The 1,386-nt window shown below is 48.1% G+C and carries 1 protein-coding gene and 1 pseudogene; both read right to left on the bottom strand.

Translation table 11 applies throughout. The features are described from left to right. Nucleotides 1-793 (bottom strand): DnaB-like helicase N-terminal domain-containing protein (locus AB0H81_RS44850; RefSeq protein ID WP_358388735.1); only part of this gene is annotated, 793 nt, incomplete at its 3' end. After that, a pseudogene (locus AB0H81_RS44855) lies at nt 769-1,386 on the bottom strand (hypothetical protein); the annotation flags it as partial. The gene AB0H81_RS44850 and the pseudogene AB0H81_RS44855, both read right to left, overlap by 25 nt.

A 1,386-nucleotide genomic window follows, 5' to 3' on the forward strand; every position in this document is an offset into this window, starting at 1 on the left:
TGCCACGCCGTGCAAGCTCTAAGCCGTTCATTTCGTAGCTTTGGAAATGCACTGTCTTGCCTTGCTTCAGCGCGAATCGTGCAATGTTTTCAGCCAAAACCGTTTTACCCATAGACGGCCGCGCTGCAATTACGATCAAATTTCCATTTGGCAAACCGCCGGTCATTTCGTCCAACTTCATCAAGCCGGTAGGCAATCCAAAACGCACACCGTCAAGCCGTTTATCTAAATCCTGAATCAGGTCTTCAACAGTTTCGGTAAAACTCTTTGTTTCGCGCTTTACCGCGTCCTTACCAACCGCCGCCAATTCATCTGCCGCCTTTGACAGCTTTTGCGCTACAGACTCGCCGTCTTTGGCCAGTGCGATTTTTTCAATCATCGCCGACGCTTTCAGCAAACCACGCTCTACAAATCGCTCGTTCACAATGTCAACGTACCGGCTGATGTTTTTCGCGCTTGGCGTGTTTTGACTAAGGTCAATCAGGTAAGCCAAGCCGCCGGCGTTTTCTGCTTCCCCTCTCGCTTCCAGCTTGTCGTTCAGCGTGATAATGTCTATCGGCTCGTTTGCCGCCGCCATATCCAACAACGCGCGGAAAATAATCTTGTGTTGCGCCTGAAAGAACTTTTCAGGGGTCAGCGTTGCACATCGCACAATCGCTGTCGGCTCAATCAGCACCGCGCCGATAACGGTTTGTTCTGCTTCCACGTTAGCGAGTGATTCAACCGCTTGGATTTCTTCAATTTGGTTCATTTCGTTTCCCTTGTTTTTTATTTCTGTTTTGGCGGGTGCCATTCCAGAATCTTCACGAAGTTGCTAGGCTTGAAAATCCAGTCAAAGTTAACTGCAAAGCCTGTTTGGTTTTCGCCCATCCAAAACTGATTCATTGCCACTTTTCGGAAGAAGCCTGCAAACCAAGCCAAGCCGGTTTCCTTATCCTCGAATCTCACTTTGCCGTTCGGTGCTACCGTTCCCAACATCTCACACCAGCGATTTGTGATAGCTCGTTTGCGTGTGTCGTTCAGCACTTGAACACTTGGCAACCGACCGCCTAAAACTTCGTTGTACAAATCGGCGATTTCCTGATGTGGCACATCGGCAGATTTGCGGCGGCGCGGAATATTCCCATCTTGGCGGTTTCCCTTTCGGTTACTGTTGCCGTTACTGTCGTTTTTTGTCTCCAGTGAAGTTGATTCATCGGTTTCTTGCTTGCACGTTTTCGCGTTAGCGGAAACAAACGCGTTAGCGTTCAAATCGTCTTTGCCGTTTCCAGCGTTTGGGGGTAAGGGGGTATTATTAAATCTTGTATTATTTAATCTTGTATTATTACCTTTGACTTTTTCGTCAATAGGGGTCATGACTTTTTCGTCAATAGGGGTCATGACTTT

Origin of the sequence: Nonomuraea sp. NPDC050691 (genome assembly GCF_040654455.1) — a bacterium.
GTDB lineage: Bacteria > Actinomycetota > Actinomycetes > Streptosporangiales > Streptosporangiaceae > Nonomuraea.